Source organism: Novosphingobium sp. UBA1939, assembly GCF_002336885.1.
GTDB lineage: Bacteria > Pseudomonadota > Alphaproteobacteria > Sphingomonadales > Sphingomonadaceae > Novosphingobium.
The window spans coordinates 1-13,817 of the sequence record NZ_DDFB01000024.1 but is presented as its reverse complement, the minus strand read 5'-3'; the positions used below and the strand labels follow the sequence as shown (position 1 = coordinate 13,817).

Sequence of the window (13,817 nt, the reverse complement as noted above, 5' to 3'; positions counted from 1 at the left end):
CGTGTTGTCCGGAGCTTCCTGTGCGAAACCCGGCCCTGCCCAGAGCATCGCGCCGGCCAGCGCCATCACCGAACCGCCGGCCGCCCGTAACATAGCACCACGCGCCATTCGTCCATCTCCCCTTGTTGCGGCCATCTTTGTCCCGGCCTACGGGAGGTATAGAGCATGTTGATAAATCAACGGTCAAGGGCGTTCCGAATTTCGGAATCACAATTCCATTATACGGAAAACTAGCTGTACGAGATGGCCGCCAGTTCGCTGATCCGCATGGCCGCCCCGCGGACGGCGGCGGCAAGGTCATCCTCTTCATGCAGCCGGTAGCGTGCCGAAGGCATGGTCACGCCGATGCAGCCCAGCATTTCCTTCTCCGCCCCGAAGATCGGCGCGGCGATGCCGGCGATGTCGTGACGCGGATCGAAATAGCGCGCCGTTCCTTCCTTCCGGATTCGCGCGAGGTCCGCTTCCAGTTCCGCCCGCGTTGGCCGGGGGCGCCCTGTCAGCGGGCCATCACCCGCCTCGCGCAGCAGGATTTCCCCTTCCCCCGTCGGCAGGAACGCCAGAATGGCCCGTCCGAGCGAACCCCAGGGCAGGGCAACTTCGCCCCCCTTCTCCACCGCGAACCGCAACAGGTGCGGCGTGGGAACGACATCCGCGATGATCCCGCACCGGCCCGGTGGACTGTACGCGCACAGCACCGCCGTCTCCTGCCATTCGGCGACCAGCATGTCCAGGAACGGCCGCGCGCTGCGGGTCAGATCGAACCGGGCGATGAGCTGCGAGGCGGTGCGGTAAAGTTCGCGTCCCGGGCGATAGCTCTGCCCGCTCCCCCGCTCCACGAAACCGCAGTCAAACAGCACCTTGAGCAGGCGATGGACCGTGCTTGGCGGCAGTTCCGCGCGCGCGGCGAGTTCGCCCAGACTAAACCGGTGCGGGCCGGCGGCGACCAAACGGATCAGGTAGGCGACGCGCTCGGCGGCACCACGCGGCGGTTCAGTCATGGCACCTCTTGTTGTTGATCCATCGCCTGTATCTCCCGCTTATGCTGCACGCCCCTCACCCCGCAACGCAAGAGCGCTGGTGACGGGAGTCAAGCGCCAGAGGAGGCCAATAGGGACGGAGCGCGCCAGCACTCCCGACGCGATCCGTCGGGGCAGACGCCGTTACCAGACTTGCCGAAAGAGGAGCCAGGGCCGCCGCGCTCAGACCAGCGCGTAATATCGGAACAGCGAGCGGTCGGGATCCGTCCGCCGTTCGCCTCCGCCGACGATGACCGTGCGCGAAAGCCAGTCGTGCGGCCCCTCGGGCACGCGGAAATAGGGCGTCAGCCGGAAGTACGACGGCTGCGGCTCACCCGGTAGCGGACGGACGAGATAGCCCTTGTTCTGGATGTAGATCGTCGTCCCGTCGTCGGCCTGAAGCAGATAGTGCGCGTTCAGTTCGATGGTGCCGTCGGCGCGCACCGTCGCGTAGTCCGCGCCGCTGTGCGGCACCACTGTGCCAGACAGGCGCGGCCCGGAAATGGTGCCGCCGATCGCCGGGGTATAGCCCTGGTTTCCGCCGCCGGGCAGCGGCCCGAAGATAACCCGGTCGGTGCCGAACAGGACTTCGATATCGAACACATGCTCCAGGCGGCAATCGGCAGGGGACAGCGTCATCGGGTTTCCTCGGGAATGCAGGGAAGAAAGTGCAGTGCCAGATCCGTTCCCGCTCACAGCACAACGAAGTAATGGATGCGGTTGGCGCCGGGGATCTTTTCCGCCACGCCAACAAAGACATGCTGCGACAGCCAGGCGTGCGGCCCTTCCGGCGCATCGAACCGGGGCGTCACCCGCATGTAGTAGTCGTCGAAGCCCACCGGCTCGTTGCGCCGCATCCGCCCCGCGATCTCGTCATTGCGCGCCCAGCGGAAGCCCCGGTTTTCCAGGTAGATGATCGCCCCGTCGTCCGCCTCCAGCAGATAGCGCGCATCGAAGTCGATCACCCCGTTCGGACGCGTCAGCGGAAAGTCGCCGCCCGACATCGGCACCACGCGGCCGTTGAGCCGTGGCCCTTCGACCACACCGTCCTTGGCATAAATCGCCGCACGCGAATCCCCCCTTGCGGCAGGCGTGACCCAGCTTGGCCGGGAGAGGGTGATCGAGATCGTGAAGGCATGCTCAAGGCGCGGCTGGAACGGATGAGGCGTCGTCATCCTTCGAGCTAGACGCACAATAGTTGATTCGTCAACACAATAGCGCTGGCGATACTGCGCAGCATTAAGCGTCCATCACCGGGAGCCGCTACCGTCAATCTGGACGCGGGCACCATGCTCCAAGCGCTTCAGGGCCGGCACCCGGCAACTGCTCGACTCACTGCGCTGGCGCCGCTGATCCGGCTTTCCCGGTTTTGCTCGCCGCGACCATAGCATCCCAGGCGCTCCATTCGATCGCGCGTCCGGGATAGGCCACTTTCACGAAAGGCCATTTGGCCTGCACCCAGCCGGTGACCCACGTGTAGAGTTCGGCGTCGAAGCCCGCGTCGTACTCGGCCTTGGTCACCCATAACCTGACCACGGCGTCGTAGCCCGGAACAGTGCTGGGATAGACATAGACACAGCCGCGTTCGCGCGTGCCATCGGGCGTCAACACGGAATAGGCAAAGGACTTGCGGCCCTGAAACCGGGCTTGCTCGGTTTCCATGTCCTGCACGGCGTCGGCAGCGGAGATACCCTCGCGGGGCCAGTTGGTGCTGCGCGAAAAGGTCTTCTGCAAGTGTTCGATGGAGGCCATGTAGGCGTCGTAATCGATCTTCGCCAAGGCGGGGGCGAGCGGCACGATCGTGAAACCCGGTCCTTCCACGTGGGTCGGAACGTTGAAGTCGGCCGGTACAAAGGGCGGTGCCGGCACGGCAACGGTCGCGGACGACGGCGCCGTCCCTTGAGCGCATGCGGGAACCGCTGGCATGGCAACCATCGTCAAAGCCAGACCTGCACCGGCCTTCCACATCATGCTGTTACCCTTCCGGACCGAACGCGCCACAGACGCTGCCAGCCCTCGCAAGAACCGCAGCGACGCGGTGGCTAAGGCGGCGGGCGGTGACGGGCAATACGCCATTTGCGCGGGCGTTTCGCATTGTCTCGAGCCGCGCGTGAAGCGCAGGGTTGGCGAAGCGAAAAAGGACTGGCATCACCCTCCCCGGCAGCCAGCCGGCGCTTGAACGAACGAGGCAGAAGCAATGACCAACCGCGGCACGATCACCCTTATCGCCCTGCTGCTGACCGGCGCTGGCGCGGGCGCCGCGCTTGCAGGACAGACCTCGCCCGGATCGTCCGGCGCAACCCCTTTGCCCTTGGCGATGACCGCGCCGGGCGCGGGAGGTTACCTGGCGCCGGGCGCGGGCATCGACAGCGTGGCGCTCGTTCCTCCCGCGCCGGGGGCCGGTTCCGCCACGGAAGCGCGGGACCATGCCGCCGCCGACCGCGCGCTGGTCTTGCAGGGCAAGGCGCGTTTCGCGCTGGCGGCGAGCGATGCCGACCTGTGGTCGCCCAAGGCCACCGGCACCTTTTCCTGCACCGCCGGCCTTGCCATCACACCGACGGACACGCCCGCGCTCAACCGGCTGATGCGCCGCGCCATGATCGATTTCGGCATGGCGACGAGCGGCGCCAAGGACAAGTACAAGCGCCCCCGCCCCTTTATGGAGAACGGCAAGCCGACCTGCACGCCTTCGCAGGAAGCCGGCCTTCGCACCAACGGGTCCTATCCCTCCGGCCACAGCGCTATCGGCTATGGCTGGGGGCTGCTGCTGGCGGAACTGATCCCCGATCGCGCGACGCAGTTGGTCGCGCGCGGCCGCACCTTTGGCGAGAGCCGCCGGATCTGCAACGTCCATTGGGAAAGCGATATCGAGGAAGGCCGCGTCGTCGCCTCCGCCGTCTTTGCGCGGATGCAGCTGGAACCGGGCTTCCAGGCCGATCTGGCGGCCGCCCGGGCCGAACTGGCGAGCCAGCCGCACAAGGCTCCGGATCGCGATTGTGCGGCAGAAGCGGCGGCACTGGCGGAGGACAGCGCCGGGTAGGGCGTTTCCTGCGGTCCCGCTTTCAGGCGAAGACTTCGGCGCGTATCCAGTCCACCGAACCGGCCGGATCGGCGAGCCGCGCCGCGCCCAGCACGCCGTTCCAGTATCCTTCGGAGCCGTCCGCCAGGCGCCATTCGTGCAACCGCCGGGTTAGCAACTGGAGGTCGAATTCCTCGCTGATCCCGATCGCGCCGTGGACGGCATGGGCGGTGCCGGCGAGCCGCGCCGCGACGGACGAGGCGGTCGATTTGGCAACCGCCGCAGCGGCCAGCGAAACATCGAGCCCCTGCGCGCAGCCCAATTGCGCGGCGATGCGGGCGGCGACGGCGTCTTCCGCCATGACCGCGAGGTTCTGCTGCAGGGCCTGCTGGCGGCCGATGGGCTTGCCGAACTGCACCCGTTCGTTGGCATGGCGGGTGGTCACTTCCAGCAGGCGATGCGCGGCGCCGGCGATCAGGGTTGCCCTCACGATCGCTGCGAGCGCCCGCAACCCGGCCGCTGGGCGCGTGAGGTCCTGCCCGGCCGGCCGGCCTTCCCACGCGATCCGCGCGGCCAGCGCGTGATGAACGCCCGTCGGCGTCACCGCCAGTGCGTCGATCGGCGCCAGCACGAGACGGTCGCCCAAATCGACCAGGACGTGCGCGGCGACAAGACCGCACGGTACGATCTGCCCCGGCACGCCGGCCGTGGCGAGCGCGATCGGGCCATCCGGCGAGGCTAAACCAGTCCCGGCCAGCAGGGCGCGCGCCACCATGGTTTCGGCCACCGGCAACGGCACGGCATGGGCGCCGATGGCTTCGATCAGCGGCGCGATCCCGGCCAGCGACAGGCCGGCTCCCCCCGCATCTTCGGGCACCAGCGCATCGAGAAAGCCCGATTGCGCCAGTTCGCTCCACATCGCCGAGGCATCGCCTCCCGCTTCCACGGCGCGCACCGCCGCGGGCGCGGCGATCGCGGCCAGCATCCGGTCAAAGGGTTCGAGCAGTGCGTGTGCGTCCATCGGCTCTCTCCCCGTCCCTTACCGCAAGCCCATGCCGCGCGCGATGATCCCGCGCAGAATCTCGCGCGTACCGCCGCGCAGCGAGAAGCTGGGCGCGATGTGCGTGACATAGAGCAGCGTGCGGTAGAGTTCGTCACTTACCGGCTCGTCGGGATGCGCGGCCAGATCGTCACCGATCGCCACCGGCAGGTCCTGTTCGAACGTCGTACCCCTGTCCTTGACGATGCTCGCCTCGACCACCGGACTTTCCCCCAGCGCGAGACGGGCGGTGCAGGCGATCGACATGGCGCGCAGCGTGGCGATTTCGGCCATGAACCGGCCGGTCAGCACACCGGCGTCGAGGCGGCCCACGGCCTGCATATGCCGTATCCAGGCATCGAGCAGCACCACCGAGGAATAGATGCGCTCCGGCCCGGAACGCTCGAACGCGAGTTCGGCCGTAACCTGCTTCCAGCCTTCGCCTTCGCGGCCGATCAGCGCATCGGCGGGAAGCTCGACATTGTCGAAGAACACTTCGGCGAAATGCGCGTCGCCGGTGAGATCGACGATCGGCCGCACCGAGACGCCCGGCGCCTTGAGGTCGATGATCAACTGCGAAAGCCCCGCGTGCCGGTCTTCCGGCGTGCCCGATGTGCGCAGCAGCGCGATCATGTAGTCCGAATGCATCGCATTCGTGGTCCAGATTTTCTGGCCATTGACGCGCCAGCCCTTGTCCGTGCGCTCGGCGCGGGTCCGCACGCTGGCAAGGTCGGACCCGGAACCGGGCTCGCTCATGCCGATGCAGAACAGCGCCTCGCCCCGGCAGATGCGCGGAATGTAGGACCGGCGCTGCTCGTCCGTGCCATAGCCAAGGATCAGTGGGGCGCTCTGGCGGTCGGCGATCCAGTGCGCGGCGACCGGCGCACCGGCGCTCAGCAGTTCCTCCACAACCACGAAGCGCGCGAAGGGGCCACGCTCCTGCCCGCCGTAAACCCTGGGCAGCGTCAACCCCAGAAAGCCCGCCTGCCCCAGCGCGCGGCTGAACGCAGCATCGAAGCCCTGCCACGACCGCGCCCGCCGATCCGCCGGCAATCCCGCGACATGACTGGCAATGAATGCCCGGATTTGCGGGCGCAGAGCCTCGTCCTCGGGCGGCAGCGCGGCCAGCGTCAGCGTGTCGAACACCGTATGACATCCTCGAACAGAACCGGCCGCATGATCGATCATGCGGTCCGCCGGCCGGGTTTAACCGATCAGTTAAAGCGACGCAATGCAGGCTCCATCGCGCTTCAACCGGCACCAGAACGAGTTGGCAGGCGGGTTACGCCTCCACCTGCAACCGATAGCCAACACCGGGTTCGTTGCGCAGCAAGGTCGGCTGCGACGGGTCCTGCTCCAGCTTGCGCCGGATCGCGCGCGCCGCCACGCGCAGATATTCCACATCGTGCTCGTGGCCGGCGCCCCACACCGTGCGCAGCAGATGCGCGTGCGTCACCACCCGCCCGGGCGATTTCGCCAGCTCCGCAACGAAGCCGTATTCCTTGGGCGTCAGGCGCACGTCCTCGCCGCCCCGGCTCACCCGGCGCGCCGCCAGATCGATCTCCACGTCGCCGTGGCGCAGCACCGGCGCGCCGGTGGCACTCGCCAGCCGGTGCCGCAACGCCGCGCGGATGCGGGCCAGCACTTCCTCGCTGTCGAAGGGCTTTGCCACGAAGTCGTCCGCGCCCAGATCGAGCGCCGCCACTTTCTCATCCGTGGCATCGCGCGCGGACACGACGATCACCGCCGCGCCGGCGGCCTTGATGATCGGGATCAGCTCCAGCCCGTCGCGATCGCGCAAGCCAAGATCGAGCAGCACGACTTCGGGCTTGTCGATCTGCACCGCGGCCAGCGTCTCGCGCCCGGACCCAGCCTCCACCACGCGATAGGCGGCCCGTGCCAGGCTGGCATGGAGCAGCCTCCGGATGGCCGGCTCGTCATCGACCACGAGTATCGTCACGGCACTGTTCATTCGGCACTGCTCATTCTGGAGGCAATTCCTTCAACTGGCCGGGCGGGAAGCGGATCGCGAACGACGCGCCGCGCCCGTCCGCGCGATCGGACGCGGAAACGCCCAGCCCCATCGCTTCGGCAAAACCCTTGACGATCGCAAGCCCCAGCCCGGTCCCGCCCTTGCGGTCCGACCCCTCGATCCGCGCGAAGGTCTCGAAAATCCGTTGCGCCTGCCCTTCGGGAATGCCCGGCCCTTCGTCTTCGACGAACAGCGTCAGCCCTTGCGTATCGCCTTGGGCGCGCACGGTTATGCCGGTGCCGGGATCGCCATATTTGGCCGCGTTCTCGATCAGGTTGATCAGGCAATGGTGGAACAGTTGTGGATCGACCAGCACAAACGGCAGATCGGCCGCGATCGCGACGTTCACCGGATGGCCATGCAGCGCCGTGCCCAGATCGTGCAACGCGCTGGCGACCGCTTCGGCCAGATCGACCGGTTCGATCTTGCGGTGCAGCGCCCCCGCCTCGATCCGCACCATGTCCAGCAGGTTGGCGACGAAGCGGTGGAGCCGCTCCGCTTCGGCGCGCGTTTCGGCGAGCTGGTCCTCCTGTTCGGGTGACATCGCCCGGATCTCCGCGAGCGAGCCCAGTATCGTGGTCAGCGGCGTGCGCAGATCGTGGCTGACGGACGAGAGCAAGGCATGGCGCAGCCGGTCACGTTCGCGGACGTGGGCAAGGTCCGCCATCTCCTCGGCCAGCGCGATCCGCTCCAGCGCCAGCCCGGCCTGATCCAGCAGGCTGAGCAGGAACGGCAGCTGGTCCGCGCGCACCGGCGCGCCCGCATCGGGGCGCGACAGCCCGAACACCGCCAGCACCCGGCCGGTCGTGCCGATCGGATAGAACAGCCATTCCGATGCAGTGAGCGTGTCCGACCCCTGCCCGGCCGGCTTGTTGTTGTCGAAGGCCCAGCGGGCGGCGGCATCGTCAAGCATCGCCAGCCTGCCCCCGGGCGGCGCGGAAGCCCGCACCGCCAGCCCCGCCGCCTCCGGCATCAGCAGCACCGTGTTGCCGTGGAGGCGCTGCCCGATCTCGCCACACAAGACTTGCGCGAGTTCGTCGGTGGAGCCGATGCCGGTAAGCCTTCGGGCGAAGCCCGCCAGCGACCGGTTCTGCGCCGCGCTCGCCTGCGCCAGCACGGCCTGCGCCCGCACGCGCGCGGCAAGCTGGCTGCCGACAATGGCCACGCCCAGCAGCACCAGCACGGTGATGATGTTCTGCGGGTCCTGAATGGTGAAAGTGTTGAGCGGCGGAATGAAGAAGAAGTTGTAGGCGAGCGAGCAGGCGAGGCTGGTGACAATGCCGGTGCGCAGGCCATAGCGCGTCGCTGCCAGCATCACGGGCAGCAGGAAAAGCAGCCCGATGTTGGTGATGCTGCCCTGCGCGAAGATCATCCGCCCCAGCACGGTGATCGCCGCGCCCAGGCCGAGCGAGACGGCGTAACCGTGCCATGAGCCCCAGCCCTCGCCCAGCCGGGGTAGACGCACCGTTCGCGCTGTGCCGGCTTCGGTCAGCGGCAGGACATGCACGGCCAGGCCGGGCGCATCGCGCACCAGCCGGTCGACGATCGATCCGTGGCGCAGTTCGAACCAGCGCGATCGCCGGGATTTGCCGACGATCAGCTGCGTCGCGCGCGCCTCGCCCGCGAACTGCCGCAAGCCGGCCAGCGCACTTTCGGCGGGCACGGTTTCGATCTGAGCGCCGAGTTGCGAGGCCAGGCGCATGGCTTCGGCCAGGCGCGCGCTTTCCGCCGAAGTGAATGCGGCATCGCGCGGGGTTTCGACATGAACCGCCGTCCACGGCGCGCGCAGCGCGTCGGCCAGCCGCTTGGCCGCGCGCACCAGTTCCGTCGCGCCCGCCTGTTCGCTGATGGCCACGACCAGCCGGTCATTGACCGCGAACGTGCCGCCCACCGCGTTGGCGCGCACGTAATCCAGCATCTGCGCGTCGACCGCCTGCGCCGCGCGGCGCAAGGCCAGTTCGCGCAGCGCCGAAAGGTTGGACTTGGAGAAGAAATGCCCCAGCGCGCGCGAGGCTTCGTCCGGCACATAGACCTTGCCTTCGCGCAGCCGTTCGATCAGCTCGTCCGGCGGGATATCGACGATCTCGATCTCGGCGTTCTCGATCACCCGGTCCGGCAGCGTTTCCCGCACGCGGACCTTGGTGAACGAGGCGACAAGATCGTTCAGGCTTTCAAGGTGCTGGATGTTGAGCGTGGAATAGACGTCGATCCCCGCCGCCAGCAGTTCCTCGACATCCTGATAACGCTTGTCGTGGCGGCTGCCCGGCGCGTTGGTATGGGCCAGCTCGTCGACCAGCACCAGTTGCGGCCGGCGCGCGAGAATGGCGTCGATGTCCATCTCCGCCAGGGTGTGCCCCTGATAGGCGATGGGCTTGCGCGGCATGATCTCGAAGCCGTCGACCTTGGCCTCGGTTTCGCGGCGGCCGTGGGTCTCGACCACGCCGACCACGACATCGACGCCCGCGTCCCGCCGCGCCGCGCCATCGCTGAGCATCTCGTAGGTCTTGCCCACGCCCGGCGCCGCCCCAAGGAATACCTTGAGACGGCCCTTGGCCTCGCGCGTGGCCGCCCGCAGCAGGGCATCGGGATCAGGCCTGGCGTCGTTCATGGCCTCCCGTGTGCGCCCGCAGTAGCCGCGCTGTCGAGAGCAAGATTGAGTTCCAGCACGTTCACGCGCGGCTCGCCCAGAAAGCCCAGCATCCGTCCTTCCACATGACCCGCCACCAGCGCGCGCACCGCCGGGTCGCTCATCCCCCTCGCCCGCGCGATGCGGCCCACTTGGAAATAGGCCGCCTCGGGGCTGATATGGGGATCGAGCCCCGAGGCGGAAGTTGTCACCAGGTCAGGCGGAACGATGACGCCCGGTGAGGTTGCGAGAGCGCGCGTATCGGCTTTCACCCGGTCGGCCAGCGCCTGGCTGGTCGGACCGAGGTTGGAACCGGCGGAGGCGGTGGCGTCGTAGCCCTTGCCGGCGGCCGACGGGCGCGGGTGGAAATAGCCGTCGCTGGCAAAGCCCTGCCCGATCAGGCTGGACCCCACCGAATGGCCATCGCGATCGATCAAGCTGCCGTTGGCCTGATGGGGGAACAGCACTTGCGCCACCCCCGTCAGCGCCAGCGGATAGGCCAGCCCCAGCAGCAGCGCGAACAATACCGTGAACACCAGCGCGGGGCGCAGCGCGGCCAGAAGATCCTTGGTCATGTCGAAAATCCTCAGACGAGATGGAGGCCGGCGACCGCGAGATCGATCGCCTTGATGCCGATGAACGGCGCGATCAGCCCGCCGAGGCCATAGACCGCAAGGTTGCGGGCCAGCAGCGGCCCCGCGCCCATCGGCCGATAGGTCACGCCGCGCAGCGCGAGCGGCACCAGCGCCGGAATGATCAGCGCGTTGAAGATGATCGCCGAAAGGATCGCGCTTTCCGGGGATGCCAGCTTCATCACGTTGAGCACGCCCAGCCCCGGATAGAGCACCACGAACATCGCCGGGATGATCGCGAAATACTTGGCGACGTCGTTCGCCACCGAGAAGGTGGTCAATGCCCCGCGCGTCATCAGCAACTGCTTGCCGAGGCCCACGATCTCGATCAGCTTGGTGGGATCGCTGTCGAGATCGACCATGTTGCCCGCCTCGCGCGCAGCCTGCGTGCCGGTGTTCATGGCAACGCCGACATCGGCCTGGGCCAGCGCGGGCGCATCGTTGGTGCCATCGCCGCACATCGCCACCAGCTTGCCGCCCTGCTGCTCCGCGCGGATCAGCGCCAGCTTGTCCTCGGGCGTCGCTTCGGCAAGGAAATCGTCAACGCCGGATTCGGCGGCGATGGCGGCGGCGGTCAGCGGGTTGTCGCCCGTGATCATCACCGTGCGGATGCCCATGCGGCGCAGTTCCGCGAACCGTTCGCGCACGCCGGCCTTGATCACGTCCTTCAGCGCGATCACGCCCAGCAGCTGGCCATCCCGCGCCACCGCGAGCGGCGTCTGGCCCGACCGGGCGATCTCTTCGGAGATGCGCCGCAGCTGTGGCGCGTGGTTGCCCGAAGCCGCTTCGGGATTGGCGCGCAGGATCGCATCCACCGCACCTTTCTGCACCAGCCCGGCATCGGTCTTCACACCCGAAATCCGGGTCTGCGCGGTAAAGGGAATGATCTCCGCGCCTTCGGGCAGGGCATCAATGGCCACGCCGAACGTTTCGCGCGCGAGGACGACGATGGAGCGGCCTTCCGGCGTCTCGTCGGCCAGGCTCGCCAGCATGGCGGCCTGCGCCAGCGTGCCGGCGGCGATGCCATCGAGCGGGCGGAAGGCACAGGCCTGCCGGTCGCCGATGGTAATCGTGCCGGTCTTGTCGAGCAGGAGCACGTCCACGTCGCCCGCCGCTTCCACCGCACGGCCCGACTTGGCCAGCACGTTGAAGCGCACCAGCCGGTCCATTCCGGCAATGCCGATCGCCGAAAGCAGCGCGGCGATGGTGGTGGGGATCAACGTGATGAGCAGCGCGGCCAGCACGGCGACGGGAATGTGCCCGCCGGCATAGCGGGCGAAGGCCGGCACCGTCGCCACCGCGATCAGGAAGATGATGGTCAGCCCCACCAGCAGGATCGTGAGGGCAATCTCGTTGGGAGTCTTCTGCCGTTCCGCGCCTTCGACCAGCGCGATCATCCGGTCGAGGAAGCCCTGCCCCGGCTCCTGCGTCACCCGCACACGGATCGAGTCCGAGATGACGCGCGTGCCGGCGGTGACGGCGGACCGGTCGCCGCCGGCCTCGCGGATCACGGGCGCGCTTTCGCCGGTGATCGCGGCTTCGTTGACGGAGGCGACACCGGCGATCACTTCCCCGTCGGCCGGGATCAGGTCGCCGGTCTCGACCAGCACTTCATCCCCCCGCCGCAGTTGCGAGGCGGGCACGACCTGGCCATTGGGCAGCCGGGCGGCCAGCTCGCTCTTGGTCGCGCGCAGCGACGCCGCCTGGGCGCGGCCGCGCCCTTCGGCCAGGGCTTCGGCGAAGGTGCCGAACAGCACGGTCAGCCACAGCCAGACGATCAACTGCGCCTGGAAACCAAGCGGCAGCGGCTCGCCGCCCAACGCCAGCAGCAGCGTGAGCAGCAGGGCCACCACCGCCGTGGTGAACAGCACGGGGTTCTTAACCAGCGCGGCGGGATGGAGCTTGCGGAAGGCGTCGCCGATCGCGGGAACGGTCAGCTTGGCCGAGAACATGGATGCGGGAACGCTCTGGGGCGTAGTCATGATGGCAAACCTCTCAGAACAGCTGGCCGGAGATCATCGCGAGATGATCCGCGATGGGGCCGAGCGCGAGGCTGGGAAGGAAAGTGAGGCCGCCGACGATGAGGATGATGCCCACCAGCAGGCCGATCCACAGCGGCCCGGTCGTGGGGAACGACCCGGCGGTTTCGGGCGTGTACTTCTTGGCCGCAAGGCTGCCGGCGATGGCCAGCGCCGGCACGATCATGAAGAACCGGCCGATCCACATCGCCACCGACAGCAGCCCGTTGTAGAACGGCGTGCCGGCGGTCAGCCCGGCGAAGGCCGAGCCGTTGTTGCCGGTGCCCGACGAATAGGTATAGAGAATCTCGGTGAACCCATGCGGCCCCTTGTTGAGCGGCCCCGCCAGCCCCGCCGGCAGCACCGCGCTGATCGCTGTGAAGCCCAGGATGCACAGCGGCAGCACGGCGATGGCCAGCACCGCCAGCTTCACCTCTTTCGCCTCGATCTTCTTGCCCACGTATTCCGGCGTGCGGCCGACCATCAAGCCGGCGATGAACACCGCCAGCAGGGCGAACAGCAGGAAGCCATAGATCCCCGCGCCGACGCCGCCGACCACGATCTCGCCCAGCTGCATGTTGAACAGCGGGATCATGCCGCCCAGCGCGGTGAAGCTGTCATGCATGGCATTGACCGCGCCGCACGAAGCGGCCGTGGTGACCACCGAGAACAGCGCGCTGGCGGCGATCCCGAAGCGCACTTCCTTGCCCTCCATGTTGCCGCCGGCCACGCCAAGGTGGTGCAGCACCGGGTTGCCCGCCGCTTCCTGCCAATAGGTGATGCCGGCCCCCGCCAGGAACAGGATCATCATCGCGGCCAGGATTGCCCAGCCCTGGCGCACGTTGCCCACCGCCTTGCCGAAGCAATACGTCAGACCCGCGCCGATCGCGAAGATCGACAGCATCTGCACCAGATTGGTCAGCGCGGTGGGGTTTTCGAACGGATGGGCGCTGTTGGCGTTGAAGAAGCCGCCGCCGTTGGTGCCCAGCATCTTGATCGCTTCCTGGCTGGCGACCGGCCCCAGCACCAGCGTCTGCTTCACGCCTTCCAGCGTGGTCACGTCGATGCTCGACGCCAGGGTCTGCGGCACGCCGCTGGCCACCAGAAACAGCGCATAGACGAGGCAGGCGGGCAGCAGCAGATAGAGCGTCACGCGCGTGCAATCGGCCCAGAAGTTGCCGATCGTGCCGCTTTGGCGCCGGGCGAAGCCCCGGAACAGCGCGAAAGCGATGGCGATGCCGGTCGCCGCCGACAGGAAATTGTGAATGGTCAGCGCCAGCATCTGGCTGAGATTGCTCATCGTGCTTTCGCCGGCGTACCATTGCCAGTTGGTGTTGGTGACGAAGGCGATGGCGGTGTTCATCGCGCCATCGCCGCCAATGGCGCCCAGCGCGCGCGGGTTGAGCGGCAGCACCGCCTGAAACCGCAGCAGCGC

General features: G+C 67.9%; 12 protein-coding genes. 1 reads left to right on the top strand and 11 read right to left on the bottom strand.

Annotation, left to right across the window (positions count from 1 at the left end):
- Window positions 1–230 precede the first annotated feature (230 nt).
- The 4 genes from B3547_RS04090 to B3547_RS04075 form a co-directional block, all read right to left on the bottom strand.
- A complete protein-coding gene (locus B3547_RS04090; protein ID WP_125953616.1) occupies window positions 231–998 on the bottom strand; it encodes an IclR family transcriptional regulator in 768 nt (255 codons plus the stop codon).
- A gap of 201 nt (window positions 999–1,199) precedes the next feature.
- Window positions 1,200–1,655, bottom strand: a complete 456-nt coding sequence (locus tag B3547_RS04085; RefSeq protein WP_292960462.1) for a DUF3237 domain-containing protein — start codon at window positions 1,653–1,655, stop codon at window positions 1,200–1,202.
- Window positions 1,656–1,708: 53 nt separating this feature from the next.
- Entirely contained in the window at window positions 1,709–2,191 is a 483-nt protein-coding gene (locus B3547_RS04080) for a DUF3237 family protein (RefSeq protein ID WP_125953618.1), read from the bottom strand.
- A gap of 157 nt (window positions 2,192–2,348) precedes the next feature.
- Complete coding sequence (locus tag B3547_RS04075; RefSeq protein WP_292960459.1) at window positions 2,349–2,987, bottom strand: twin-arginine translocation pathway signal protein; 639 nt, start codon at window positions 2,985–2,987, stop codon at window positions 2,349–2,351.
- Between the two features lie 226 nt (window positions 2,988–3,213).
- Here B3547_RS04075 and B3547_RS04070 point away from each other — a divergent pair, with 226 nt between their 5' ends.
- The gene (locus B3547_RS04070) at window positions 3,214–4,056 is read left to right on the top strand and encodes an acid phosphatase (RefSeq protein ID WP_292960457.1); all 843 of its coding nucleotides are present in this window, start codon (window positions 3,214–3,216) and stop codon (window positions 4,054–4,056) included.
- Window positions 4,057–4,078: 22 nt separating this feature from the next.
- Here the strand turns inward: B3547_RS04070 and B3547_RS04065 are convergent, their stop codons facing one another.
- The 7 genes from B3547_RS04065 to kdpA all read right to left on the bottom strand — a co-directional run.
- Entirely contained in the window at window positions 4,079–5,056 is a 978-nt protein-coding gene (locus B3547_RS04065) for an acyl-CoA dehydrogenase family protein (protein ID WP_292960455.1), read from the bottom strand.
- A gap of 18 nt (window positions 5,057–5,074) precedes the next feature.
- Window positions 5,075–6,220, bottom strand: coding sequence for an acyl-CoA dehydrogenase family protein (locus tag B3547_RS04060; protein WP_292960453.1), 1,146 nt, complete (start codon window positions 6,218–6,220; stop codon window positions 5,075–5,077).
- 136 nt (window positions 6,221–6,356) lie between these two features.
- Window positions 6,357–7,046 (bottom strand): response regulator, encoded by a 690-nt coding sequence (locus B3547_RS04055; protein ID WP_292960451.1) that lies wholly within the window; start codon window positions 7,044–7,046, stop codon window positions 6,357–6,359.
- Between the two features lie 10 nt (window positions 7,047–7,056).
- Window positions 7,057–9,714, bottom strand: a complete 2,658-nt coding sequence (locus tag B3547_RS04050; RefSeq protein WP_292960449.1) for a sensor histidine kinase — start codon at window positions 9,712–9,714, stop codon at window positions 7,057–7,059.
- Window positions 9,711–10,307 (bottom strand): potassium-transporting ATPase subunit KdpC, encoded by a 597-nt coding sequence (gene kdpC, locus B3547_RS04045; protein ID WP_292960447.1) that lies wholly within the window; start codon window positions 10,305–10,307, stop codon window positions 9,711–9,713. Before kdpC ends, B3547_RS04050 begins: the two co-directional genes overlap by 4 nt.
- Window positions 10,308–10,318: 11 nt before the next feature.
- The gene (kdpB, locus tag B3547_RS04040; RefSeq protein WP_292960472.1) at window positions 10,319–12,316 is read right to left on the bottom strand and encodes a potassium-transporting ATPase subunit KdpB; all 1,998 of its coding nucleotides are present in this window, start codon (window positions 12,314–12,316) and stop codon (window positions 10,319–10,321) included.
- Between the two features lie 43 nt (window positions 12,317–12,359).
- On the bottom strand, window positions 12,360–13,817 hold a 1,458-nt coding region (kdpA, locus tag B3547_RS04035; RefSeq protein ID WP_292960445.1), incomplete at its 5' end, for a potassium-transporting ATPase subunit KdpA.

Excerpts from the sequence above, each read along its gene's own strand:
- B3547_RS04090 (WP_125953616.1), bottom strand. The coding sequence starts at position 998 with ATGACTGAACCGCCGCGTGGTGCCGCCGAGCGCGTCGCCTACCTGATC.
- B3547_RS04085 (WP_292960462.1), bottom strand. The coding sequence starts at position 1,655 with ATGACGCTGTCCCCTGCCGATTGCCGCCTGGAGCATGTGTTCGATATC.
- B3547_RS04080 (WP_125953618.1), bottom strand. The coding sequence starts at position 2,191 with ATGACGACGCCTCATCCGTTCCAGCCGCGCCTTGAGCATGCCTTCACG.
- B3547_RS04075 (WP_292960459.1), bottom strand. The coding sequence starts at position 2,987 with ATGATGTGGAAGGCCGGTGCAGGTCTGGCTTTGACGATGGTTGCCATG.
- B3547_RS04070 (WP_292960457.1), top strand. The coding sequence starts at position 3,214 with ATGACCAACCGCGGCACGATCACCCTTATCGCCCTGCTGCTGACCGGC.
- B3547_RS04065 (WP_292960455.1), bottom strand. The coding sequence starts at position 5,056 with ATGGACGCACACGCACTGCTCGAACCCTTTGACCGGATGCTGGCCGCG.
- B3547_RS04055 (WP_292960451.1), bottom strand. The coding sequence starts at position 7,046 with ATGAACAGTGCCGTGACGATACTCGTGGTCGATGACGAGCCGGCCATC.
- B3547_RS04050 (WP_292960449.1), bottom strand. The coding sequence starts at position 9,714 with ATGAACGACGCCAGGCCTGATCCCGATGCCCTGCTGCGGGCGGCCACG.
- kdpC (WP_292960447.1), bottom strand. The coding sequence starts at position 10,307 with ATGACCAAGGATCTTCTGGCCGCGCTGCGCCCCGCGCTGGTGTTCACG.
- kdpB (WP_292960472.1), bottom strand. The coding sequence starts at position 12,316 with ATGTTCTCGGCCAAGCTGACCGTTCCCGCGATCGGCGACGCCTTCCGC.